Raw genomic sequence first — 23,028 nt, forward strand, 5'->3', positions numbered from 1 at the left:
AACTTTCGTACGATTGCGGCCGCCAAACACTGCTGATATAGTCAGTTTTCGGGCACCTGCCCCGTCCACTTTATTCACTTCACTTCATTCGACTACAGGGAGGCGTCACATGTTCGCAGTGCATATCGCTCTCCCTGGGATGGTCTCACGACCGTTCTCGCGACCTTAAGTTTGTCGCGTTGTCGCTCACGCGGTTCTGCCTGAACAGGCGTCCCGCGCAATTTCCAGACAGTCCGTAGTCTTATTGCCGGCATCGTTGTCAACCTGGCCCGGCTCGCTTGACTGTCTCGTCCTTTCGCTTCTGACTGGAACCCCGGTGCGCTCGCGCGCCACCGGGTTGTGACAAATGACCAGAAAAAAAATCGACTTTCGTGGACAAGCCTTCAAGGGCGTCCTCGGCTTCACCTTCCGTCACTGGGCCAAACAGCCCTGGCGCATCGTCGTCATTGCGGCGCTGGTGCTGCTCTCGGCATTGGCCGACGTACTCACGCCGATGTTCGCGGGACGGCTCGTCGACGCGATCGCTTCCGGCTCCGCCGGCGACGCCGTCGTGTGGCACGCGGCGATTACCGCCTTCTGCGTGCTGGGCGCGCTCGGGCTCGGCGCCCAGTTGCTTCGCCAAGGCGTGTTCTTCAACCTCATCAGGCTGACGCTCAAGATGATGAGCGAGATCGCCGCGAACGCGTTTCATCGCGTGCAACGCTTTTCGACCGACTGGCACGCCAACAGCTTCGCCGGTTCCACAGTGCGCAAGATCACGCGCGGCATGTGGGCGCTCGATCTGCTCAACGATACGTTGCTGGTCGCGCTGTTGCCCTCGCTGGTCATGCTGGTCGGCGCGACGGCCCTGCTCGGCTGGCGCTGGCCGATGATGGGCGCGGTCGTCGGTATTGGTTCGGTGCTCTATATCGCGGTGACCGTGGCCATGTCGCTCGGCTTCGTCGCGCCCGCCGCACGCCTCGCCAACGCGTGGGACACACGCATGGGCGGCGCCCTCGCCGACGCAGTCAGCTGCAATGGCGTGGTGAAAGCGTTCGGCGCCGAAGCGCGCGAAGAAGCCCTGCTCGAGCGCGTGATCGTCAAGTGGCGTCATCGCACGCGCCGCACGTGGATACGCGGCACGATCAATGGCGGCGTGCAGGGCGGCATGCTGGTGGCGATCCAGGCCGCCATTCTCGGTGTCGCGTTGCTGTTGTGGGTGCGCGGCGAAGCAAGCGTCGGCGACATCACCTTCGCGCTGACGATGTTCTTCATGCTGCAAGGCTATCTGCGCGACGTAGGCATGCACATCCGCAACCTGCAGCGTTCGGTCAACGACATGGAAGAACTGGTGTCGCTGGAGAGCCAGCCGCTGGGTATCGAAGACCGTCCTGGCGCAGGACCGATCGCGATCGGCAAAGGCGAAATTCGCTTCGAGCACGTCACCTTCCACTACGGTGCGAAAGCGACGCCGCTCTACGACAACTTCTCCGTACGCATCGCGCCAGGAGAGCGCGTCGGGCTGGTCGGGCATTCGGGTTCCGGGAAGACGACTTTCATCAAGCTGATCCAGCGGCTATACGATATTTCGGAAGGCCGGATCACGATCGACGGCCAGGACATCGCCCGTGTGCGTCAGGCGTCGTTGCGCAGCCAGATCGCGATCGTTCAGCAGGAGCCCGTGCTGTTTCACCGCTCGCTGGCGGAGAACATCGCCTATGCACGGCCAGGCGCAAGCCGCGCTGAAATCGAACGCGCCGCGAAGCTCGCCAGTGCGCACGACTTTATCGCGGCGCTGCCGCAAGGTTATGACACGCTGGTGGGCGAACGCGGTATCAAGCTCTCGGGCGGCGAACGTCAGCGCGTAGCGATCGCGCGGGCGTTTCTCGCCGACGCGCCGATCCTGATTCTGGACGAGGCGACCTCGAGCCTGGACAGCGAAAGCGAAGTGCTGATCCAGCACGCCATGGAGCGGCTGATGATGGGTCGCACGACGCTGGTGGTGGCACATCGCCTGTCCACCGTGCGAGCGCTTGACAGGCTGCTGGTGCTCGACAAGGGCAAGGTCATCGAGGAAGGCAGTCACGAGGCGCTGATCAGACTCGAGAACGGCCTGTACCGACGGCTGTTCGAGCGCCAGGCGCTGGCGTTGATCGAGGGCTTGGGCGATTCGGAGGTCATGCACAAGACCGATGGCGCAAAGGCCGATCGGCACGATGACTCAAGCCTCGTGGTCGAGAAGTAAATTGTTGGGAAGCGTGCGGGACGTCTGCAGAAGCCGCCGGTAAAGGGCGTTTTCTGCTGGCTTCACGCACGCCCCTCTTCGTTCGTCCACGCGAGCTTGCGCGCGACGTTTCTCGCCTGAGCGCTCGACGTCGCTCTATGCGCGCGACGTGTCGCGAATCAGGGCGACGAACCGGACAACGCCCAACGCGCGGCTAAACCACGCCCGCAGGCAGCCCGATACCGCGCGCCATGCCGGTCGCCGCGAACACCATCAACACCAGCAGCACGGTCTGGATCACGCTGAAACGCGCATACCTGCGCGCATTTCGCAAGTCAGGCGGCTCGCCTTTTCTGATACTGGCGCGCCAGCGCATCAGGCCGAGCATCGTCGGGACTTCGAGGATGAGTATCAGCACGAGCAGCGTCATCTTGACGTGGAAAAGCGGCTCATGCAGGTAATAGCCGGCGCCCTTTTCGAAACCGCCGAAGGCGCGCATCAGACCGGTGACGATCAGCACCAACGCCGAAATGCCCCACCGCGCATCGGAGCGGAATACGGATCGCAACGCAGCGGGCACGCTGGCTCGCCGCAATGACCAGGTGCGCCGAAGAATCGACGCAAGGGCAAAGCCATACGCAAGCAGATGAAGGGCGGCAAGCAACCAGCGAACCAGCATAGCGACTCCTGCAAACGACGCAATACGATCGATGTATGTCTCACTCGCCCATTGAAACGCCGGGCGGCACTTTTCTTACGCTTCTTATTATCAACTACCGTTCACTTTACGACGTCTGCTTCGCGCGCGTGATGTGGCCGACTGCACGCAGTGACAGTTTCAGACTTGCCGCAACGATGTGTCGAGCGCACGGGCGGCGACCCGATCGCCCTCGCTAGTCAGCGCGGTGCGAAACACGGTCTGCCGGTTGTGGCCCGCCGCAGCCGGCGAATCCCACAGCAATTCGATTTTCGGACGCCGGCCGAAGCCGCCGCGCACCAGCGCAGGCGCGCCGACCGAGCCGCGCGGCGCAGCAGGCCCGCCCGGCTCTCCGGCAACGCCGAACGCCACCGCGGGCGTAGGCGCCGGCGGCGCGTTTGCGCCTGGCGCCGCCGCCCAGCGCACGGACAATTCGCGGGCGTCGTACTGCCCCACCTTGCGACGCTCGGCCCAGACGACCACGGTACGCGTAGCCGGATCGAGCGCGACCGCATAGCGGCCGATCGCAAAGCGCCGCGCGGCGATATTGGTCCGCCACAGCGCGCGCGGCCGGCAAATCCACACCACCGCCGCGTACAACGCCGGCGCCGCCAACAGCCAGCCATTGGTAGCCGCCACCGCCTGCGCGGCGCGCCGCCAACCGGCGCTCGCCGCAAACGCGCCGACCGACCAGACCGCAAACAGGAATCCGAGGAAAGCAAACAGACGCACCGCTTGCCGCAACCATTGCGGCAGCGGATGCAACGGACGCTCGGCCACGGCGCGGGCGCCCGGCAGGAAGATCAGCAGGAACAGGAACACCAGATTGATGCACGCCCACGGTGAGGACACCATCGCCGACAACGACGCGCCCAGGTCCATCTGCGCCATCGAAAAAAGCCAGCGAGCGAGGAGCACGAGACCGATGGCGCGCAGCGCGAAAATCGTTCCGGCGCCGGGCGCCGCGTTCGCACGCGTCTCTTTCGTTCTCGCCAAGGCATCCTCCTGTCGTCTGCGGCGCCGCAGCCAGATTTGCGGCACGGCCATTATAGGGATATTACCGAGACAGGCTCATGCTTGCCGGTCCCAAAACCGTACTTTTTGCCGCACACGCGCAAAATCGCGGCGCGCATGCAACAACGCCCCGCAGGCGAGATGCACGCGGGGCGTTGCTGGGGCAGCCGGACCATCTGAGCGCTGGGGGGCGCCTAGCCGGGGGCGCCGAGCTCGTGGCGCCGAAAGTGCGCCGGCAAGCCGGCCTGACTGCCTTTGAGTACCGTACTTAGCCGGCGTTGACTTCGCGCAGCACCGTGCGGTGCTTCTGACGCAGCAGTTCTTCGTAGGTGGCGACGTAGTTCTGCGCCATCACCCTCGACGAGAAACGCGATTCGAACGCCGCACGCACCTTGGCGCGCGGCAGCGTGTGCAGACGCTTCACAGCGGCAACCGCACTGATTTCGTCTTCGACGACAAAACCCGACACGCCGTTTTCGATCACTTCCGGCACCGAACCGCGATTGAACGCGACGACCGGCGTACCGCACGCCATGGCTTCGATCATCACCAGGCCGAACGGCTCCGGCCAGTCGATCGGGAACACCAGTGCATGCGCATTGCCGAGAAACTCACGCTTTTCGGCTTCGCCGATTTCGCCGATGTATTCGACGTGCGGGAGCGCCATCAGCGGCTTGATCACTTCTTCGTAATAGGCACGGTCGGCCTTGTCGATCTTGGCGGCGACCTTGAGCTTCATACCTGCCTGGCCGGCGATGCGGATCGCGCGGTCAAGCCCCTTCTCCGGCGAGACGCGGCCGAGGAATGCGAGGTAGCCCGGCTCGACGTCCTTGATCGGCGTAAGCACGTTTTCCGGCAGACCGTGATAAACGGTTTGCAGCCAGTTCGCCTGTTGCAGCGGAATGCGCTGGTTGTCCGAAATCGACACCACCGGCACGTCGCTGAACGTGTTGAAGATCGGTTGCAGTTCCGGCAGATCGAGACGGCCGTGCAGCGTCGTCACAAACGGCACCGGCTGGCGGGCAAACAGCGAGAACGGGTAGTAATCGATGTGGAAATGCAGCACGTCGAATTCGTCCGCGCGGCGGCGCACTTCTTCGAGCAGCAGCATGTGCGGCGCCATCACGTCGCGGATGGTCGGGTCGAGGCGCAGCGCCTGCGGCCAGAATGCTTCGAGCTTTGCCGAGGTTTGCGAATCGCCGCTTGCGAAAAGCGTGACGTCATGACCCTGCTCAACCAGCGCTTCGGTCAGGTAGGACACCACGCGTTCCGTCCCGCCGTAAAGCTTGGGAGGAACTGCCTCGTGCAAGGGAGCGATTTGAGCGATTCGCATAATGAAGAACTCCTCGTAAAAAATCAGGCAAAAGTACTGCGTTTGGTAAAAGCGACTCGCTTGCTCGCCAGGGCAGTCTGGCCGGATATGCCGGCGCGGGCCTGATTCTTTCGAGAAATCCTGCGATGGATCGCTTGGGTAGTGAGCCCAGATCAGCAGTTCGCTGTCTGCACATGTGCCGGTAAACGCACACATGGCTGCTACGTTGACAAACTGTCAGATATTTCGGTGGGCCAGCAGAGCATGCATTATCAATGCCGGGGATCTCGCTGCACCACAACATTTCAAAGTCTTTACGTTGTTACAAAGGCGAAACACTTTACAAACCCTTGTTTTATAAGACAGTTCTACAGTAGCCACTGGCCTGCAACGCTGACCCGAAGACGGCAGCCGTAAGGTCCTGTGTCAACTTTGCCGGCAGGTATTGAAGAAATACCGCACCGCAGTTGAATGCAATTTGTAATTATATCCCGAAATATTCCGCAGCCTGCGTGAACCACCGCGCCATCGGCGGGTCGAGCAACAGTAGGTCGCGGTCGTCTATCGCGAAATCAGTCGCGCCGTCGCCCGGATACACAGGGCGCAATCGCTTTTGCATGTTTACAATGCGAAGCATCGGCTTCGCGGCGAACGCTTTTGCCGTGGCCCATGCCTTGCATGCAAAACCTGAAACACACCGACCTCACGATCAATTGGAACACTTAACCATCGCCCAGCGTAATGCCCAGAACGCAAAGCTTGCGAGCTATGCGCACCGGCCGCTTGCGTTTCTTTTCCGCTTTATCCGCCGCCATCCGCTCGCGCATGCGACCGTCCTGTGCAGCGTGTTCGCGGCCGTGGGCTGTGCGCTCGCTTCGCAATACGCGATCAAGCATCTGATCGACGTGCTGGGCGAAGGCAGGCATCACCCCGGTCCGCTGTGGGGCGCGTTCGCCATCCTGGTCGGCCTGATCGCCGCTGACAACCTGCTGTGGCGGGTCGGCGGATGGGTGGCCGCGCATACTTTCGTGGCTGTGACCGGCGACTTGCGGCGCGACCTGTTCCAGTATTTGAGCGGCCACTCGCCGACTTACTACTCGGAGAAGCAGCCGGGCATGCTGGCGAGCCGCATCACGGCAACCTCGAACGCGGTCTACACCGCCGAGAACACTACCGCCTGGAACGTGCTGCCGCCGTGCATCGCCGTGCTCGGCGCGATCGTCATGATCACCGCCGTGAATCCGCTGATGGCGGGCGGCCTGATGCTGTGCTCGGCCATTCTGTCGGTCGTGCTTTACAAACTTGCCGGGCGCGGCTCCGCGCGGCATCACCATTTCGCGACGAAAGCGGCGTCGGTGGACGGCGAGCTGGTCGACGTAATCAGCAACATGGGCCTCGTGCGCGCCTTCGGCATGACGTTTCGCGAGCAACAACGTTTCGGCGCGACCGTCAAAGCGGAAATGGAAGCGCGCCAGCAGAGCCTGCTGTATCTGGAAAAGCTGCGCCTGCTGCATGCGGTGATCACCGCGCTGCTGTCGGCGGGCTTGCTGGGCTGGGCGCTGTGGCTGTGGGATCAAGGCAGGGCGACCTCGGGCGACATCGTGCTGGTCAGCTCGCTCGGCTTCACGATTCTGCACGGCACACGCGATCTGGCCGTGGCGCTGGTCGACGTCACACAGCACGTCGCGCGGCTCGCGGAAGCCGTTCGCACCCTGCTCGAGCCGCACGGCATGCCGGACCGCGACGGCGCCACCGAACTCATCCCGCAAGGCGGCCGCGTCGATTTCGAAGGGGTGACGTTCGCCTACCCGCGCCGCCGGCCGATTCTCGATCACTTCGACCTGCATATCGAGCCGGGCCAGCGGGTCGGTCTGATCGGCAAGTCGGGCGCGGGCAAATCCACCGTGCTGGCGTTGCTGCAGCGTTTCTATGAAACGCAGGGCGGCGCCATCAAGATCGACGGCCAGGACATCGCCGCGATCACCCAGGACAGCCTGCGCCACACAATCGCGCTGGTGCCGCAGGATATTTCCCTGTTCCATCGCACGGTGTACGAAAACATCGCCTACGGCCGCCCTGAAGCGACCCGGGAAGAAGTGGTCGCTGCCGCGCGCGAAGCCCGCTGCAGCGATTTCATTGAAGCCATGCCGGAAGGGTTCGACACGATCGTCGGCGACCGTGGCGTGAAGCTCTCCGGCGGACAGCGTCAGCGCATCGCGATTGCGCGTGCGATCCTGAAGAACGCGCCGATCCTGCTGCTCGACGAGGCCACTTCGGCGCTCGACAGCGCATCGGAAGAAGCGATCCAGAAGGCGCTCGACCGGTTGATGGTAGGCCGCACGGTAATCGCGATCGCCCACCGGTTGTCGACGCTGAACAACTTCGACCGGATCATCGTGATGAGTGCCGGCAAGGTGATCGACGACGGCAGCCCGGAAGAGTTGCGTCAGCGGCCGGGCCTGTACCGCGATCTGCTGTCGAAGCAGTACGGCAAGGGCACCACGCTGCATGTCGGCGGTAAGAAGGTGGACGAGCAGCACGTGGTTTAAGCAACGCATCGCCGCGCTTCATCAGCAAACAGAAAAGCCGCTCGAGAGCGGCTTTTCTGTTTGCTGACCAACCCCGCGTTTTTCGGAGCATGGGGTTTTGTTTTTCAGGCCAGGGTTTTGCGGGGCAGGTTCAGGCAGCCGGATAACCGCCTTTCAGCCCTCTATCCGGCCAACGTTTCGCGCCCCGCTTTCCTACCCGATCCAGCACGCACCTTCACGGTTCTGGCGCTCTTCGCCCCGTCCACGTTCTGAAGGTCGCGCATGAAGTTGTCGCGCCACACCGACACATTGTTCTCGCGCAGCTGCACCATCATGTCGCGATAACGCGCCTGACGCTCCGCAAGCGGCATCTCCAGCGCCTTGGCGAGCGCCTCGGCCATCCCGTCGATATCGACCGGGTTCACAATCAACGCGCCATCCAGTTCCTGCGCGGCGCCGGCAAAGCGTGACAGCACGAGCACGCCCGGATTGTCCGGATCCTGCGCCGACACATATTCCTTGGCGACGAGGTTCATGCCGTCGCGCAACGGCGTGACGTAGCCGACATGCGCCGTGCGAAACAGCGCGGCCAGCACCGAACGCTCGTACTGCTTGTGGATGTACAGGATCGGCGTCCAGTCCAGTTCGGCGAAGCGGCCGTTGATGCGCCCAGACTCCCCTTCGAGCTGCAGGCGGATGTCCTGATACGCGTGCATGTCCGCACGCGTCGGCGGCGCGATTTGCAGGAACGACACCTTGTTGCGTTGCGCGGTGAAGTGCTCCAGCAGGCGCTCGAACGCACGGAAACGTTCGACCAGTCCCTTCGAATAGTCGAGCCGGTCCACGCTCATGATCAGCTTGCGCGAATGGAGCGCCGTCTTCATCGTGCGCACCGGCTTGCCGCGGTCACCCGCCTTCGCGAGCTCGGCGATTTCGTCCGGATAGACACCGATCGGATAAGCCGCCGCCCGCAAGGTGCGGCCGTACGCATGGACGGTCAGCGGGCCGCTCGCGGACACGTCGACCGTGCCGTTCGCCTCGTTGACGATGTAGTCGCAGAACGCCCGCAAATCCGGCGCCGTCTGGAAACCGAGCAGATCGAACGAGCACAGCGCTTCGACCAGCTCGCGATGCGGCGGCACCGCCAGCAGAACCTGCGACGCCGGAAACGGAATATGCAGAAAGAAGCCGATGCGATTTTTCACGCCGGCCGCGCGCAACGCCTGGGCAAACGGAATCAGGTGATAGTCGTGGACCCAGATCACGTCGTCTTCACGCAATAGCGGGACGAGTTGCTGGGCGAGCCACGCATTGACGCGGCAGTAGCCTTCGAAGTCGTGCCGGTCGTACTGCAGCAGATCGGCGCGATAGTGGAAGGCGGGCCACAGCGTGGCGTTCGAAAAACCGCGGTAGTACTGGTCGTAGTCGCGGCGCATCAGCGCGATGGTCGCGAAGGTCACCGGCCCGCGCTCTTCCACCTTGATCTGCGGCTGGCCCGAGCTCAGCACGTCGCCGCTCCAGCCGAACCACATGCCGCCGGTTTCCTTCAGCGCGTCGTACACGCCGACCGCCAGGCCGCCCGCCGCCGGGCCGCCCTCCGAGATCGGTGCCACCCGGTTCGATACGATGATCAGTCGGCTCATGAAGCGCGATTCCCGATGCAGTAAGTCATGGTCGTTGGGCGATACGGCATTACCGGCGGCGTCACCATCACGCTCCGCGTGCGGTCGCGACAATCGATTCCAGCCAGTCGAGCAGCGCGGTGACCGACTCGATGCGCGTATGCGCCATCGTGTCCCCCGCGCCCACCTTGATCGACAGGCCGCCGCGCTCGTTGACGACGGCGAAGCCCTTCTCGTCGGTCAGATCGTCGCCGGCAAACACCGGCTTGCGGCCGACGAACGGCGGCTCTTCCAGGAACGCGCGCATCGCGCGTCCCTTGTCGACGTCCTTCGGCTTGATTTCATAGACCATCTTGCCCGGCTGCAACACATACGAGCCGGGATAGTCGGCAACCAGCCGCTCGGTCGCCTCGCGCGCCACCGGCTCGCGGTCCGGCGCGTTGCGGTAGTGCAGCGCCAGCGCCGCGCCTTTGATTTCGAGCAGCATGCCGGGATGTTCGTTGACGACCTGCGCAAGCACCTGCTCCATGCGCAACAGGCGCTCGTCGTGAAAACCGATGCGCTGCGTGTCGCCGTTCGCGTCGCGCCGCTCGGCGCCGTGCAGGCCGGCGATCGGCAGATCGGCCATGCCGAGAAAACCGTCGATGCTGTCGATACCGCGGCCCGACACGATCGCGACTGCGCCGTTCGTGAGGCTGCGCAACTCGCTCAGCAAGCCGATCACGCGCGGTTGCACGAACACGCCGTCCGGCGTGGGCGCGAGCTCGACGAGCGTGCCGTCGAAGTCGAAGAAAAATGCCGTCTCACCAGGAGACAGAACAGCTGGAAGTGCTTGCATCGGTTAATTTTGCCTTTCAGCCTTCTGCGGCCGGAAAAGTGTGCGCATCTTACCGCGCATCCGTCAATTTTTCGAGAAAGTAAGCCGGGACACAAGCCCGGCCGGGCATCACAGCCGATGCCGTTCACGATTGCGTTCAAAACGAGAACCATCCGGCTTCACCGAGCTTTCAGCCGCCTGCGTCAAATTGCCTCGCAAACCGCTCGCCCGCGGGTGCTGCGCGACGTCATCGGAGATTTTGCGATACAGTCGCTGCCACGCAGACCATTGCAGCGACGACCCTATTTGCACACCATGGCGGGCCGCGCGTTGTGCTTGAACCACGCCGTGTCCGTTCATGGGCGGCGTCACGCGCCGCTCTTCAATCGAGTAATTGAACCCTGCTTTGTTCCCCATCATCTCGTCCCGCCACCGACAGCTGAACCGCTTGGCGTCACGCCAAGCGTGGCCCGGGCGCCTGCTCGCGCTGACTGTCGCGGCGGGCGCGCTCGGTGTGCTGGCGGGCTGCACGCACCGCACCGAACCGTTCCAGCTGACCAATGTGACCGGCCACCTGCCGGATCTCGATTTCACGCTAACCGGCGACGACGGCCGCGCCGTAACCGGTGATTCGTTCAAGGGCCGCACGTCGCTCGTCTACTTTGGTTATACGCATTGTCCGGACGTCTGCCCAGAAACGATGGGGCGTCTGATGCAAGTGCTCGGCGACCTCGGCCCGGACGCGCAAAAAGTGCGCATCCTGTTCATCACCGTCGACCCGGCACGCGACACGCCCAAAGCTTTGCATGATTACGTCGGCGCGTTCGACTCGCAGCACGCCGAAGGCCTGACCGGCACTGACTGGCAGATCGAGTCGCTCGCCAAGCGTTACCGGGTCGCCTATCAGATGGAAAAACGCGACCCCAGTGGCAACTACGAAGTCACCCATAGCTCGGCCGTCTATGTGTTCGACCGGCAAGGCCGTGCACGCCTGCTCGCCACCGATCACGATACGCCCGATGCGATCGCGCAAGACCTGCGCCGCATTATTGATGACCGTTCCTGACCTTTCCCGAATTCACCCATGTCGATCAAGATCAAAACGTTAGCCGCACTGAGCTGCACCTTCGCCTTCTCATTCGGATTCGCTTCCGCCGCGCATGCCGCCGGCGCCAATGCGATCAGTGTCAAGGACGCGTGGGTGCGCTGGCTGCCGAACAACCTTCCCGCCGCCGGCTACGCAACATTGGTGAACGCGAGCGACAAGCCGGTCGACCTCGTCGACATTTCCAGCAACGACTACGGCGACGCGATGCTGCATCAAACCGTGTCGAACGGCTCGACGCAAAAAATGGTGATGGTCGACAAGTTGACGGTGCCCGCGCACGGCCAGGTGGCGATCGCCCCGGGCGGCTATCACGTGATGCTCGAAGACGCGAAGCACAAGGTCGCGCCGGGCGACACCGTGCATCTGACACTGAAGTTCTCCGACGGCGAAACGCTCGATACGCCGTTCGCCGTCAAGTCGCCCGCACAGACCAAGTAACGCCTTGCGATGAACCTGCTCTACTGGCTCGATCCCTGGGAGTTTTCGCCGACGGTCGTCATCGCCTTGCTGGTGCCCGCGATTCTTTTCGTGCGTGGCGCACACAAGGCGAAGGTGTCGATTCTCCGGCGCATTTCCTTCTGGTTCGGACTGGTCGCGTTGTATGTCGCGCTGCATACGCGGCTCGACTATTTCTTCGAGCATGAGTTCTTCATGCATCGCGCGCAGCACCTGGTGTTGCATCACCTCGGGCCGTTCTTTATCGCCCTCTCCTATCCGGGCGCTGCATTGCGCGCGGGCATTCCATTCAGCTGGCGGCAACGCTTCGTGCGGCCCGCACTGGCGACTCCGGTCGTACGCAAACTGCTCGATGTGGTGATGCATCCCGTGGTCGCCGTCACGTTGTTCGTCGGGTTGATCTACTTCTGGCTGATGTCGCCGGTCCATTTCGTCGCGATGCTCGACTGGCGGCTCTATCGCGTGATGAACTGGAGCATGGTGATCGACGGCCTGCTGTTCTGGTGGCTCGTGCTCGATCCGCGTCCGGCGCCGCCGGCGCGTTTGTCGCCCGGCAAGCGCGTATTGGTGGTGATCGCCGCGATTCCGCCGCAGATCATGCTCGGCGCGTTTATCTTCTTTACGCCGCGCGAGTTGTATCCGATCTACTCGATCTGCGGGCGCGCCTTCACGTGGCTGAGCCCGCTGCGCGATCAGCAGATCGGCGGACTGTTGCTGTGGATTCCCGGCTCGATGATGAGCGTGATCGGCGCGCTGGTGGCGTTGCGTCACTGGATGCGCTTGTCGGCGCGCGGACGGCTGCGCGGCGAGCGGCGCGTGAAGGCGGCGCAAGACCTGGCGCAGCCCGTGTCAGCTGCTGCGAGCAGCCGTCGCTGAAATTTCGGTTCTTTTGAAGTCGCGGCATTTGAAGCCGCTCGGCGCGCGCCGGGCTGAGCTGGGTTGAGCCGGGCGGGGTTGACCTGGGCCGAGCCGAGCCGAGCCGAGCCGAGCCGAGCCGAGCCGAGCCGAGCCGAGCCGAGCCTGTAGCAGTTTGGATCAGGCCGAACGCATCCACACGTGTGGGATGCCGTCCTCCTCGTGAATCTCCGACACCGGCGTAAAGCCGAACGCGCCGTAAAAACCTTGCAGATGCGCCTGCGCATGCAAACGGATCGGCGTACCGGGCCACTGCGCCCGAATATGCGCGAGCGAACGTTCGAGCATTGCGTTGCCGAGGCCGATGCCGCGGAAATCCGCCGTGGTCAGTACCCGGCCGATGCGGATATCGGCGTCGGCCGCATCCGGCAGCAGCACGCGCAGATAGCCCGCGAGCGGCGGCCTCTTTTCACCGACGCCAAAGGCAAACAGGTGCCAGGCATCTGAATCGAGTCCGTCGATATCGCCATACAGGCAGTTTTGCTCGACAACGAAGACTGCGCTGCGCGCGGCCAGCATCGCATAGACCTCCACGGCCGTGAGATCTTCGAACGCTTTCCAGCGCCATTCGAGTTGTGCCAGTCGCGTGGCGGCGGCTTGCTGCGATTCAGTCATGGAAAGGCTTCAAAAAGAGGTCAGCCTGCAGGGAGCGGCAATGCGAAATTATGCCGCGCGTGGCAATCTTAGGCTATGCCGCGCCGCTATGGGCGAGTCCGGCGGCGACCCACACGCATGCAGCATTCAGCCGGCATGCGCCCGATCGCACCGCCACCACGTCACACATTCGGGGCGAGGACGCTTCGCGGTGAACGGCACCGATGCGCCCGCCAGCCGCAACCCTGCTTAGGCGCTTGCAAAAACCGGCTCGACCGGCTGCGCGAGACAATCGATCAGGTTACCGGACCCGCACAAATGCAGCGCGCCCACCACCACCAAGGTCCGCTCCGGCCGCCCGAGCAACGCCGTCACGCGCGCCGCCCACGCGCGATTGCGCGCATCGAGAATGGCGTGCCGGATGCCGGGCAGATTGAACATCGGCGATTCGACGGCGATCTGGTGGACGGCCTGCAAATCGCCATGCAGCCAGGCGGCGTGCATCCGCTCGAGTGTGCGCTGCGGTTCGTCGAGATCGGACATCAGCATGCCGAGCGCGGTGCCGACTGCTTCGAGCGAAATCGATTCGAGCGATGCCGCTACTTCCTGCGCCGTCTCGAGATACCGGTACGGTTTGGCTTGCGTCTGCGCCGAGCGCAGCATGCGCGGCTCGACACCTTCGACGACTTGCTGAAACAGCGTCGGTGCGACGATCAGCGCAGCCCACGGATGCAAATCGACGAGCGGCGCCAGCGGACCCTCGACCGGCCATACAGCCTGGAGTTGCTTCCAGGCATCGACGGACAGCAAGGGCTGCAGTTGATCGGCGCCGCCCTGTGGCGGAGCCTTCAGAAACGGCAGGATCGTCGGCGGATCGGATTCGAAGACCAGCGATTCGGCCCAGTCATACGCTTCGGCGATCCATGGCGGCGTTCTGCGGCTCGTTGCCGGAAACAGATGCATCGAGCCGAGCAAACGGACATTGGTGCCGGTGAGTTGTAGGTACATGCAGCCTCGTGTGGACAGGCAATTGCGCAAAGAGGCAATCGGGCAATTCAATCGACGGCACGCAGCGCGGCGGGCCGGCGCGCGCGCGTTCCAATCATTCCGTGCTTCTTTTGAACGACTCCGGTTCAGCCGTATAGCGCTCGTTTCGCACGCCATTGCTGCCGTAATATTCTTCCACTGATTCCACCCAGCGGCCAATCTCAAACACATACCAGAACGCTTTATAGGTGTGTCCTGTCACCTGGGCAGGACCTGTTTTCCGTGCTTGAGTGATCATGGCGAAGGAACGGAATTGAGAGTACCTGAGAAGCCGTTGGTAAATCGACATTTCATGCTGGCGACAAGCGCGGCATTTTCCCACCACGGCGTAGCGCAATCCGGCACCGTGCTCCGCGACGATTTCGATACTTGAAAATTTCTTTTCCGACGCGAGCACGATGGATCGCAAGACCCACGAGATCGGTGACAGATTGTCATGCAGGCAGGAATGCGCGCATGGGCCGGCGCGAGAGGGACGGCGCACTGGAACACGCCTCCCCGCAGTGATCCGCCCCGAGTTGATATCAACGACAACGCCGCCGAAAAAAGAAAAGCCCCGACAAGTCGGGGCTTTTCTTTACATCAACTACTGGAGGCGCGAGCCGGAGTCGAACCGGCCTAAACGGCTTTGCAGGCCGCTGCATAACCGCTTTGCTATCGCGCCGCAAGCGGACTGGAACCTAGCTGCAGATTCTCAGATTTGCCTGGTGGGCAACCGGAAGGACCGGCCCACCAAACAAAAAGGGAAGCGTTGCTTCCCCTTATGTATGGAGCGGGAGACGAGGCTCGAACTCGCGACCTCAACCTTGGCAAGGTTGCGCTCTACCAACTGAGCTACTCCCGCATTGCCCTACTTCACAACGCCTTGCACTTTTACTTCGCCAAACAACGCGCTGCTTCAAAATTTGGAGCGGGAGACGAGGCTCGAACTCGCGACCTCAACCTTGGCAAGGTTGCGCTCTACCAACTGAGCTACTCCCGCATTGTGCTGCTTTTACCCTACTAACTTCTGCGTAGTTACTGCAACTACGCTCTTACTGCCACCGACGTTTCGAACTGCGTGCATCGGAGAAACGAGATTATGGAGAAACGACTGAAACGTGTCAACCCCTTTTGCGAATGTCTTTAACGGAAAAGATTTCACTCATGCTTCGGGGACGTTCGGACACGCTTTAGTCGCCTTCGCGTCACGCTCCGGTCGTTCTCCAGTCAGGCAACGCCCCCCCGCTCGCGGATCTGCGGCCACGCGAGTTTCATGTAGTAGAGCATCGACCAGATCGTCAGGAACGCGGCCAGATAGATCAGCCACAGGCCCCACACACGCGTATCCACGGAAACACCGCCACCGAACGGCAACGGCCCGTAGAACAGCAGCATCGGAATCGCGACCATCTGGCACACGGTCTTGAACTTGCCGAGCGAATTCACCGCGACGCTCTTCGATGCGCCGATCTGCGCCATCCATTCACGCAGCGCCGAGATGGCGATCTCGCGCCCGACGATCACGAGCGCGATCGCCGAATCGATCCGTGCCAATTGCACGAGCACCAGCAACGCGGCCGTCACCATCAGCTTGTCGGCGACCGGATCGAGAAACGCGCCGAACGCCGAGGTCTGATTCCATTTGCGGGCCAGAAAGCCGTCGAACCAGTCGGTGAGCGCCGCCAGAATGAAGATCGTCGCGGCCGCCAGATTGCGGTGTGCCGGGCTCATCATCATGTCGGGCAAATAGAACACGCCGACGACGAGCGGAATCAGGACGATCCGCAGCCAAGTCAGGAAAATCGGGAAATTAAACGGCATGGGCAGGCGCAGCGTCTGACAAGGGAGATGCAATTGTGCCGTGTCACAGGGCCTGCCACAAGCAAAGCGGCGCGCAGGACCGGGCACACGCGATGCCGGGGTGCCGCTTGTCAGTCGTCTGCTGGCCGCTTTTGCGGCGCCTCTCAAGCGCCTGCCAATCGCCTGCCAACCGCCTGTCAACCGCTTGCCGGGCGCCTCCCAGTCGCTTCTTGACGGGTGACTTGCCGCTCCCTATGCAGCGTGGCGTACCGAGATCAGTGCAACTGCCGGTAGATCTGCTCGGCAAGCGCCTGCGAAATCCCTTCGACGCTCGCCAGATCCTCGACGCTTGCCGCGACCACCCCACGCAGACCGCCGAAGCGCGCCAACAGTCGCTGACGCCGCTTCGCGCCCACCCCTTCGAGCTCTTCGAGCCGCGAGGTCTGGCGTGTCTTGCCGCGCTTCGCGCGCATGCCCGTGATCGCAAAACGGTGCGCCTCGTCACGGATTTGCGCGACCAGCATCAGCGCCGCGCTTTCCTTGCCGAGTTCGAGCGGCGCGCGGCCGTCGGCGAAAATCAAGGTTTCGAGACCGACCTTGCGCCCCTCGCCCTTCGCGACACCAACCAGCATGCCGGTATCGAGACCCAGTTCGGTGAACACCTGGCGTGCGATTTCGACCTGCCCCTTACCGCCGTCGATCAACACGATAGTCGGCAGGATGCCGCCGGCCGCCGCCGGTTCCGCTGCATCCGGCGCGAGCGACGGATCCGCGGCCGCGTCTGTTTGCAATTCAGCGGCCTCGTCCGCGGCGTTCGCAGCCGCCTGCGCGACCATCTTCTCGTAGCGGCGCGTGAGCACCTGGCGCATCGCCGCGTAGTCGTCGCCCGGTGTGATGCCGGTGATGTTGTAGCGCCGGTATTCGGACGATTGCATCTTGTGATGGTGATACACCACGCACGACGCCTGGGTCGCCTCGCCCATCGTATGGCTGATGTCGAAGCACTCGATACGCAGATGCGCGAGGTCGTCATACTCCATGCCGAGCGTGTCGGTGAGCGCGCGCGTGCGGGCCTGCTGCGAGCCTTGTTCCGAGAGCAGGCGCGCAAGCGCGAGCCGCGCGTTCTGCTCGGCCATTGCGAGCCAGGCGCGCCGTTGACCTTGCGGCTGGCGCAGCACCGTCACTTTGTGGCCGGCCTGCTCGATCAGCACATCGACCAGTTCGCGCGTGGCCGGCGCGTGGCTGACCACGAGCACCGGCGGGACGCGATTGCCGAGGTAGTGTTGCGCGATGAACGCCTCAAGGACTTCGGATTCGATGCCGCCGACAGTTGCACGGCCTTTGCGTCGCGCCGAAGGCTCGACTTCGGAGTCGGACGTATCCTCTTCCTCACCTTCAGCCTCGACAGCAGCATCTCGCTCGCCCTCCTTCTCTTCGGACGGCATCTCCCCGGCTAGTGCAAGCGCATCAGCAGCATCGGACGAAGCGTTCGCTCCGGTTGCGGCCTCGCCGGACAGCGAGGCGGCGCTCACGGCATCGACCAACAGCTCGTGGTCGCCCTCTTCCAGCCCGCCCTCGCCAACCGTCAATGCGCTTTCCACATGCGCCGGGAAATACGCCTTGTCTCCCAGATGCCGTCCGCCGCGCACCATCGCGAGATTCACGCACACGCGCCCGCCGAGCGCGACCACCGCGAGAATATCCACATCGCTATCGCCACCGACTTCGATCGCCTGCTGATGCAGCACCGTCGACAGCGAACTCATCTGATTGCGCACCGCCGCAGCCTGCTCGAACTTCAGCTCGCTCGCGAACGCATGCATTTTCTGCTCGAGCTCCTTCATCACCTCGCCCTGCCGGCCGAGCAGAAAGCGCGATGCGTTGGCGACGTCGCGCGCGTAGTCCTCTTCGCTGATCGCCGCGACGCACGGCGCCGTACAGCGGCCGATCTGATGCAGCAAACACGGCCGCGTGCGGTTGTTGAACACGGAGTCCTCGCATGTGCGCAACTGGAAGACGCGCTGCAGGATCTGGATGCTCTCGCGCACTGCCCACGCACTCGGGAACGGACCGAAGTACTGGTTCTTGCGGTCCACCGAGCCGCGGTAATACGCCATGCGCGGAAACTTGTGGCCGGTGAGCTTGAGGTAGGGATACGACTTGTCGTCGCGAAACAGGATGTTGTAACGCGGCGCCAACGCCTTGATCAGGTTGTTTTCGAGCAGCAGCGCTTCGGCCTCGGAGCGCGTGACGGTCGTCTCGACGCGCGCAATGCGCGTCACCATCATCGCGATGCGCGGCGACAGGAGCGTCTTCGTGAAGTAGCTCGACACGCGCTTCTTGAGATCTCGCGCCTTGCCGACGTAAAGCACCGTGCCCTGCGCATCGTAATAGCGATAGACGCCGGGCAGATGCGGCAATTGGGCGAGCACTTTTTTCGGCTCGAAAACGTCAGTTGCTTCGGGTTCGGTCATGCAGAATCGATTGGCTGGGACAGTGTCGCGAAGCCTCTGCCCACGGGCTGCGCGCCGAGAAGTCACTTAGGTGCGAAACCGCGAACGAGTGCTTTAGAATCGCCAGTTTAGAGCATTCCGCGTGCGTTCGAACCTGTCGTATCGAATGGCATCGAATCAGGCGATGCAGCGGAGGAAGCCAGCGGCCGAACCTGATTGCGTCACCCGTCAGCCAGGCACTGTCGAACCCAACCACGCCACCCGCTCAACTCCGCGACCTTCGCCACCATGTCCTCCGCTACGCCACCTTCCGAACAATCCGCTGCCGCACCCACAGCCATCGCCTGCGATATTTTTTGCGCGGTGATCGACAATTTCGGCGATATCGGCGTGTGCTGGCGTCTCGCTCGCCAGCTGGCAAGCGAACACGGCTGGCAGGTGCGCGTGTTCGTCGACGATCTGCATGCGTTCCAGAAACTGTGCCCGTCGCTGGCGCTGGATCGCGCCCGCCAGGTGGTTGGCGGTATCGTCATCGAACACTGGCACGAGCCGGCCCACGCGGGCGATACGCTCGAACTGGCTGACGTTGTGATCGAAGCATTCGCCTGCGAGTTGCCGCCGATCTACGTCGCCGCGATGGCGCGGCGCGAGCGCGCGCCGGTCTGGTTCAACCTCGAGTATCTGAGCGCTGAAGACTGGGTCGCGGATTTCCATTTGCGGCCATCGCCGCATCCGCGCTACCCGCTGACCAAGACCTTCTTTTTCCCGGGGCTCGGCCCCGGCACCGGCGGCGTGCTGAAGGAACGGCATCTCGACACCGCACGCACGGCCTTCGAAGCATCGCAAACGGCGCGCGAGGCGTGGTGGCTGCAGACCACCGGCCGCGCGCCGCCACCGGCTACGGCCACGGTCGTCTCGCTGTTCGCCTACGAAAACCCCGCTGTCGACAGTCTGCTCGAGCAGTGGCGCGACAGCGCCGAACCGGTCGTTCTGCTCGTGCCGGAAGGCCGCATTTCGGGTGCGGTCGCGCGCTTTTTCGGGCTGCCTGCGCTCGCCGCCGGTTCGCACGCCGAGCGCGGCGGCCTGAGGGCCCACGCGCTCGCCTTCACCGAGCAACCGGGGTACGACACGCTGCTATGGGCCAGCGACGTCAATTTCGTGCGCGGCGAAGATTCGTTCGTGCGCGCTCAATGGGCCGCCAAACCCTTTATCTGGCACATCTACCCCCAAGCGGACGACGCCCATCTGCCAAAGCTCGATGCCGCACTCGCCCACTACGCCCGCACGCTGCCCGCCGACGCGCGGGACGCCCTCGCGCGCTTCTGGCACGCATGGAACGGCGCGGGCCGGCCCGACTGGGCGGAATTCCAGCGCCACCGCGCGGCGCTGAAGCAGCGGGCGGCCGAATGGGCCGGCGAACTGGCCCAAGTGGGCGACCTCGCCGGAAATCTGGCCTTGTTCGCAAAAACTCAGTTAAAATAAGCGGTTATCCAACGGTCGACAACGCAAGCGCGGCCTGATCGTGGCGACTTGGGGTTTGGCAGATGGGTTTGGCAAATTCGACAGATTCGTCTTGCAAAATTCGCCAGGCCAAGAGGCAAGGCTGAAGGACCAAACTAAGGGGCCAGACTCACGGGCCAGACCAATTCGCAAGGCAAACCCAGCAGGCCGACCCGCTTGCGCCGTATGCCGTTGAGCAAAAGTTGAAGCTACTTATTTCGTACAGGACAGTTTTATGAAGACCGCACAGGAACTCCGCACCGGTAACGTCGTGATGATCGGCAGCGACGCAATGGTCGTGCAAAAGGCCGAATACAACAAGTCGGGCCGCAACTCCGCCGTCGTGAAGATGAAGTTCAAGAACCTGCTGACCGGCGCAGGCATGGAAAGCGTGTACAAGGCAGACGACAAGTTCGACGTCGTCGTGCTGGAGCGCAAGGAAGTCACGTACTCGTACTTCGCTGATCCGATGTACGTGTTCATGGACGCCGACTACAACCAGTTCGAAGTCGAAGGCGAAATGATGGGCGACGCCCTCCATTACCTCGAAGACGGCATGGCTTGCGAAGTCGTCTTCTACAACGAGAAAGCCATCTCGGTCGAACTGCCGACCACGCTGGTCCGTGAAATCATCTACACGGAACCGGCAGTCAAGGGTGATACGTCGTCGGGCAAGGTGTTGAAGAACGCCAAGCTGACCACCGGTTTCGAACTGCAAGTGCCGCTCTTCTGCAACATCGGCGACAAGATCGAAATCGACACGCGTACGCACGAGTACCGCAGCCGCGCCTAAGCGCCTGCAGCCTGAATCGCGCGCTGGAGCAAGTCCGGCGCAGCGAAAAATAAACGGCAAAAAAAGCGCCCGCTTTGGGCGCTTTTTCTTTTTTGCGCCACCGTGTATGGTTGTGGAAATCTTTACCGGCCGCTTCTCAAAAATGCCTGTCCGTTCCTCCTCTTTGCCTGTCTTGGGTCTAACAAACCATTGATAAGCTTAAGTAATTGGCTTGGGCACAGTCCATGCTTCTACTGGATACAGGCTGATAAGGCTTTATTTCCCAACTCCGGAGATGCGGCATGAATAACGACATCGCTGAAGGCAAGTGGAAGCAAATGCTCGGCAAGGCCAAGACAGCATGGGGAGAATTGACGGACGACGAGCTGACCCAGGCGGAAGGCCGCGTCGTCTAACTGACCGGGCTGATCCGGGAGCGGTACGGCAAGACCCGCGAGCAAGCGGAGCTTGAGGCACAACGCTTCTTCGACAGTAATCGCCATTTCTGACCGGTCGAATGAAGGAATTGCAGGTGTCCTGCCCACATGCCACGTGGCGTCTGGGCGGGCATCCACTGAAAAGCAAAGGACCAGAACGCCGTGAGTCGAATCACCCCAACTCCGCTTGCAGGCGGTGCTCCACGCCCTGCGCCGCGTCCATGCCAATCGGCCCGCGGTTGTCCAGCGGCCTGGCAGACGCCGCCCACGCGGTGCGGCATTCGACCGGCGGTACCGGCCAGCCATCGCGCCCGTGTCGCGCGCCGAAGTACCGGCGCGACGTATCGGGTATTCCGTCCATCTAAAAAATAGCGCTCGCCATGCCACATGCCCTGATTGTTGAAGACGATCCCAATAGCCTGTCAGGCCTGTCCGCCATCCTCGCCGCCGACGGCTTCTCCGTCGACACCGCGACCACCATCGCCGAGGCCCGGGCGGCGCTGACACGCTTCATCCCCGACGTCGTGCTGGTCGACCTGAATCTGCCGGACGGCAGCGGGCTCGACGTGTTGCAGCATCTGCCGGCGCATCCGCCCGGCGGTGCCTTGCCCGTGATCGTGATGACCGGCAATGCGACGGTCGAGAGCGCGATCGAGGGCCTGCGGCACGGCATCTGGGACTACCTGCTCAAACCGGTCAACATCCCGCGCCTGCGCAGTCTGCTCGCCCGGATCCCGCGTCCATACGAGCTGACCGAAGAAGTCCAGACATTGCGCACGTCGCTGCGCCGCCTCGGCCGTTTCGGCGCGTTACTGGGCCGCAGCGGTGCGATCCAGCATGTGTACGACACGATCGAACATATCGCGCCGACCGAAGCCGCGGTGCTGATTTCAGGCGAAGCCGGCACGGGCAAGCAGATCGCCGCGCGCACGCTGCACGACATGAGCCGGCGCCGCAAAGGACCGTTCATCACGTTCGACTGCCGGACGGCAGCCAGCGCCTCTGCGCACCGCTCGCTCGACAGCATGCTGTTCGGCCACGAGCGCGGCGCGTTCAGTGGCGCCGAACAACGCGAGCCGGGCCTGTTCGAGCAGGCCAGCGGCGGCACGCTGTTCATCGACGAAATCGCCGAACTGCCACGCGCCCAGCAGGAAGCGCTGCTGCGCGCCCTCGATTCGCAGGCTTTCATGCGGGTCGGCGGCACGAATCAGGTGGCGACCGACTTCCGGCTGATCGCCTCGACGCGCAAAAACCCGCGCGCGGCAGTCGCGGACGGCAGCCTGCACGAAGACCTCGCGCTGCGTCTCGAAGCCGCCGCCCTATCACTGCCGCCGTTGCGCGAGCGCGGCGACGATCCAACGCTGATCGCGCAAGCCGTCGTCGACGAGTTGAATCACGAAGCGGCCACGCGCGGCACCCCGGAAGCGGCCAAGCAGGTCGGGCCGAACTTCCTGCGCGAGTGCCTCGCGTACGAGTGGCCGGGCAATGTGCGCGAGTTGCAGCAACGCGTGCGCCGCGCGTATCACGCGTCGGGCGACGTGCTGGAATCGTTGCGTGCTGACGAAGCGGGCTCGGTGAACGGACTCGATCTGAACGGCAGCCGCGTGCAGGTCACCGTCGGCACCCCGCTCGCGGACGTCGAGGAGATGCTGATTCGCGCCACGCTCGATGCGGTCGGCGGCACGCGCCATCGCGCAGCGTCACTGCTGGGGATCAGTCCGAAGACGCTGTACAACAAGTTGCAGCGGATGCGCTTGAACTGACGGGATGA

Annotated in this window: 19 protein-coding genes, 3 tRNA genes and 1 pseudogene; 9 read left to right on the forward strand and 14 right to left on the reverse strand. The window is 63.1% G+C overall.

Going from position 1 to position 23,028, the window contains the following annotated elements:
- The first annotated feature begins 346 nt into the window (after positions 1 to 346).
- Positions 347 to 2,224 carry an ABC transporter ATP-binding protein gene (locus DSC91_RS20435; RefSeq protein ID WP_115780607.1) on the forward strand — a complete coding sequence of 626 codons (1,878 nt, stop codon included), beginning with the start codon at positions 347 to 349 and terminating at the stop codon, positions 2,222 to 2,224.
- Between the two features lie 193 nt (positions 2,225 to 2,417).
- On the opposite strand, the gene DSC91_RS20440 is transcribed toward DSC91_RS20435, so the two are convergent.
- The 3 genes from DSC91_RS20440 to DSC91_RS20450 form a co-directional block, all read right to left on the reverse strand.
- Positions 2,418 to 2,882: a DUF2214 family protein gene (locus DSC91_RS20440; RefSeq protein WP_115780608.1), complete on the reverse strand. Its 465-nt coding sequence runs from the start codon at positions 2,880 to 2,882 to the stop codon at positions 2,418 to 2,420.
- 159 nt (positions 2,883 to 3,041) lie between these two features.
- Entirely contained in the window at positions 3,042 to 3,896 is an 855-nt protein-coding gene (locus tag DSC91_RS20445; protein ID WP_115783386.1) for a hypothetical protein, read from the reverse strand.
- 286 nt (positions 3,897 to 4,182) lie between these two features.
- Positions 4,183 to 5,247 carry a glycosyltransferase family 4 protein gene (locus DSC91_RS20450; RefSeq protein ID WP_115780609.1) on the reverse strand — a complete coding sequence of 355 codons (1,065 nt, stop codon included), beginning with the start codon at positions 5,245 to 5,247 and terminating at the stop codon, positions 4,183 to 4,185.
- Positions 5,248 to 5,939: 692 nt separating this feature from the next.
- Here DSC91_RS20450 and DSC91_RS20455 point away from each other — a divergent pair.
- Positions 5,940 to 7,775: an ABC transporter ATP-binding protein gene (locus DSC91_RS20455; RefSeq protein ID WP_115783388.1), complete on the forward strand. Its 1,836-nt coding sequence runs from the start codon at positions 5,940 to 5,942 to the stop codon at positions 7,773 to 7,775.
- Between the two features lie 161 nt (positions 7,776 to 7,936).
- Here the strand turns inward: DSC91_RS20455 and otsA are convergent, their stop codons facing one another.
- The 3 genes from otsA to DSC91_RS20470 all read right to left on the reverse strand — a co-directional run bounded on the left by otsA (position 7,937) and on the right by DSC91_RS20470 (position 10,613).
- The gene (gene otsA, locus DSC91_RS20460) at positions 7,937 to 9,397 is read right to left on the reverse strand and encodes an alpha,alpha-trehalose-phosphate synthase (UDP-forming) (protein ID WP_115783389.1); all 1,461 of its coding nucleotides are present in this window, start codon (positions 9,395 to 9,397) and stop codon (positions 7,937 to 7,939) included.
- A 67-nt stretch (positions 9,398 to 9,464) separates the two neighbouring features.
- Complete coding sequence (otsB, locus tag DSC91_RS20465) at positions 9,465 to 10,214, reverse strand: trehalose-phosphatase (RefSeq protein WP_115780610.1); 750 nt, start codon at positions 10,212 to 10,214, stop codon at positions 9,465 to 9,467.
- A gap of 108 nt (positions 10,215 to 10,322) precedes the next feature.
- Positions 10,323 to 10,613 (reverse strand): hypothetical protein, encoded by a 291-nt coding sequence (locus DSC91_RS20470; RefSeq protein ID WP_162831445.1) that lies wholly within the window; start codon positions 10,611 to 10,613, stop codon positions 10,323 to 10,325.
- A 28-nt stretch (positions 10,614 to 10,641) separates the two neighbouring features.
- Here DSC91_RS20470 and DSC91_RS20475 point away from each other — a divergent pair, with 28 nt between their 5' ends.
- The 3 genes from DSC91_RS20475 to DSC91_RS20485 are packed head-to-tail and all read left to right on the forward strand — an operon-like array spanning position 10,642 to position 12,633.
- Positions 10,642 to 11,259, forward strand: coding sequence for an SCO family protein (locus DSC91_RS20475; RefSeq protein WP_373291783.1), 618 nt, complete (start codon positions 10,642 to 10,644; stop codon positions 11,257 to 11,259).
- A gap of 18 nt (positions 11,260 to 11,277) precedes the next feature.
- Positions 11,278 to 11,739, forward strand: a complete 462-nt coding sequence (locus tag DSC91_RS20480; RefSeq protein WP_115780612.1) for a copper chaperone PCu(A)C — start codon at positions 11,278 to 11,280, stop codon at positions 11,737 to 11,739.
- 9 nt (positions 11,740 to 11,748) lie between these two features.
- Positions 11,749 to 12,633: a cytochrome c oxidase assembly protein gene (locus tag DSC91_RS20485; RefSeq protein ID WP_115780613.1), complete on the forward strand. Its 885-nt coding sequence runs from the start codon at positions 11,749 to 11,751 to the stop codon at positions 12,631 to 12,633.
- Positions 12,634 to 12,792: 159 nt separating this feature from the next.
- Here the strand turns inward: DSC91_RS20485 and DSC91_RS20490 are convergent, their stop codons facing one another.
- The 8 genes from DSC91_RS20490 to uvrC all read right to left on the reverse strand — a co-directional run bounded on the left by DSC91_RS20490 (position 12,793) and on the right by uvrC (position 18,569).
- On the reverse strand, positions 12,793 to 13,287 hold the full coding sequence (locus DSC91_RS20490; RefSeq protein WP_115780614.1) for a GNAT family N-acetyltransferase: 495 nt from the start codon (positions 13,285 to 13,287) through the stop codon (positions 12,793 to 12,795).
- Between the two features lie 228 nt (positions 13,288 to 13,515).
- Complete coding sequence (locus DSC91_RS20495; protein WP_115780615.1) at positions 13,516 to 14,274, reverse strand: TraB/GumN family protein; 759 nt, start codon at positions 14,272 to 14,274, stop codon at positions 13,516 to 13,518.
- A gap of 94 nt (positions 14,275 to 14,368) precedes the next feature.
- Positions 14,369 to 14,722: a hypothetical protein gene (locus DSC91_RS38270; protein ID WP_244218033.1), complete on the reverse strand. Its 354-nt coding sequence runs from the start codon at positions 14,720 to 14,722 to the stop codon at positions 14,369 to 14,371.
- Between the two features lie 181 nt (positions 14,723 to 14,903).
- A tRNA-Cys gene (locus DSC91_RS20505) sits at positions 14,904 to 14,977 on the reverse strand.
- A gap of 104 nt (positions 14,978 to 15,081) precedes the next feature.
- Positions 15,082 to 15,157, reverse strand: a tRNA-Gly gene (locus DSC91_RS20510).
- A gap of 62 nt (positions 15,158 to 15,219) precedes the next feature.
- Positions 15,220 to 15,295 (reverse strand) — tRNA-Gly (locus DSC91_RS20515).
- Positions 15,296 to 15,522: 227 nt separating this feature from the next.
- Complete coding sequence (gene pgsA, locus DSC91_RS20520; RefSeq protein ID WP_028199185.1) at positions 15,523 to 16,116, reverse strand: CDP-diacylglycerol--glycerol-3-phosphate 3-phosphatidyltransferase; 594 nt, start codon at positions 16,114 to 16,116, stop codon at positions 15,523 to 15,525.
- 254 nt (positions 16,117 to 16,370) lie between these two features.
- Positions 16,371 to 18,569, reverse strand: a complete 2,199-nt coding sequence (uvrC, locus tag DSC91_RS20525) for an excinuclease ABC subunit UvrC (protein ID WP_115780616.1) — start codon at positions 18,567 to 18,569, stop codon at positions 16,371 to 16,373.
- A gap of 267 nt (positions 18,570 to 18,836) precedes the next feature.
- On the opposite strand from uvrC, the gene earP reads away from it, so the two are divergent.
- The 4 genes and pseudogenes from earP (at position 18,837) to DSC91_RS20550 (ending at position 23,020) form a co-directional block, all read left to right on the forward strand.
- Complete coding sequence (gene earP / locus DSC91_RS20530) at positions 18,837 to 20,030, forward strand: elongation factor P maturation arginine rhamnosyltransferase EarP (protein WP_115780617.1); 1,194 nt, start codon at positions 18,837 to 18,839, stop codon at positions 20,028 to 20,030.
- Between the two features lie 253 nt (positions 20,031 to 20,283).
- Positions 20,284 to 20,841, forward strand: coding sequence for an elongation factor P (gene efp, locus DSC91_RS20535; protein ID WP_054036233.1), 558 nt, complete (start codon positions 20,284 to 20,286; stop codon positions 20,839 to 20,841).
- Between the two features lie 281 nt (positions 20,842 to 21,122).
- Positions 21,123 to 21,329 (forward strand): annotated as a pseudogene (locus DSC91_RS20540) (CsbD family protein).
- 308 nt (positions 21,330 to 21,637) lie between these two features.
- Positions 21,638 to 23,020, forward strand: coding sequence for a sigma-54-dependent transcriptional regulator (locus DSC91_RS20550; protein WP_115780619.1), 1,383 nt, complete (start codon positions 21,638 to 21,640; stop codon positions 23,018 to 23,020).
- The last annotated feature ends 8 nt before the right edge of the window (positions 23,021 to 23,028 follow it).

The sequence above is a fragment of the Paraburkholderia caffeinilytica genome, assembly GCF_003368325.1.
GTDB classification, from domain to species: Bacteria; Pseudomonadota; Gammaproteobacteria; order Burkholderiales; family Burkholderiaceae; genus Paraburkholderia; species Paraburkholderia caffeinilytica.

Bases quoted from the DNA above. Each gene is read 5' to 3' on its own strand.
- DSC91_RS20485 (WP_115780613.1), top strand. From the start codon at position 11,749: ATGAACCTGCTCTACTGGCTCGATCCCTGGGAGTTTTCGCCGACGGTC.
- DSC91_RS20490 (WP_115780614.1), bottom strand. From the start codon at position 13,287: ATGACTGAATCGCAGCAAGCCGCCGCCACGCGACTGGCACAACTCGAA.
- DSC91_RS20495 (WP_115780615.1), bottom strand. From the start codon at position 14,274: ATGTACCTACAACTCACCGGCACCAATGTCCGTTTGCTCGGCTCGATG.
- DSC91_RS20440 (WP_115780608.1), bottom strand. From the start codon at position 2,882: ATGCTGGTTCGCTGGTTGCTTGCCGCCCTTCATCTGCTTGCGTATGGC.
- otsA (WP_115783389.1), bottom strand. From the start codon at position 9,397: ATGAGCCGACTGATCATCGTATCGAACCGGGTGGCACCGATCTCGGAG.
- DSC91_RS20470 (WP_162831445.1), bottom strand. From the start codon at position 10,613: ATGATGGGGAACAAAGCAGGGTTCAATTACTCGATTGAAGAGCGGCGC.
- DSC91_RS20480 (WP_115780612.1), top strand. From the start codon at position 11,278: ATGTCGATCAAGATCAAAACGTTAGCCGCACTGAGCTGCACCTTCGCC.
- efp (WP_054036233.1), top strand. From the start codon at position 20,284: ATGAAGACCGCACAGGAACTCCGCACCGGTAACGTCGTGATGATCGGC.
- DSC91_RS20450 (WP_115780609.1), bottom strand. From the start codon at position 5,247: ATGCGAATCGCTCAAATCGCTCCCTTGCACGAGGCAGTTCCTCCCAAG.
- earP (WP_115780617.1), top strand. From the start codon at position 18,837: ATGTCCTCCGCTACGCCACCTTCCGAACAATCCGCTGCCGCACCCACA.
- uvrC (WP_115780616.1), bottom strand. From the start codon at position 18,569: ATGACCGAACCCGAAGCAACTGACGTTTTCGAGCCGAAAAAAGTGCTC.
- DSC91_RS20435 (WP_115780607.1), top strand. From the start codon at position 347: ATGACCAGAAAAAAAATCGACTTTCGTGGACAAGCCTTCAAGGGCGTC.
- pgsA (WP_028199185.1), bottom strand. From the start codon at position 16,116: ATGCCGTTTAATTTCCCGATTTTCCTGACTTGGCTGCGGATCGTCCTG.
- DSC91_RS20550 (WP_115780619.1), top strand. From the start codon at position 21,638: ATGCCACATGCCCTGATTGTTGAAGACGATCCCAATAGCCTGTCAGGC.
- otsB (WP_115780610.1), bottom strand. From the start codon at position 10,214: ATGCAAGCACTTCCAGCTGTTCTGTCTCCTGGTGAGACGGCATTTTTC.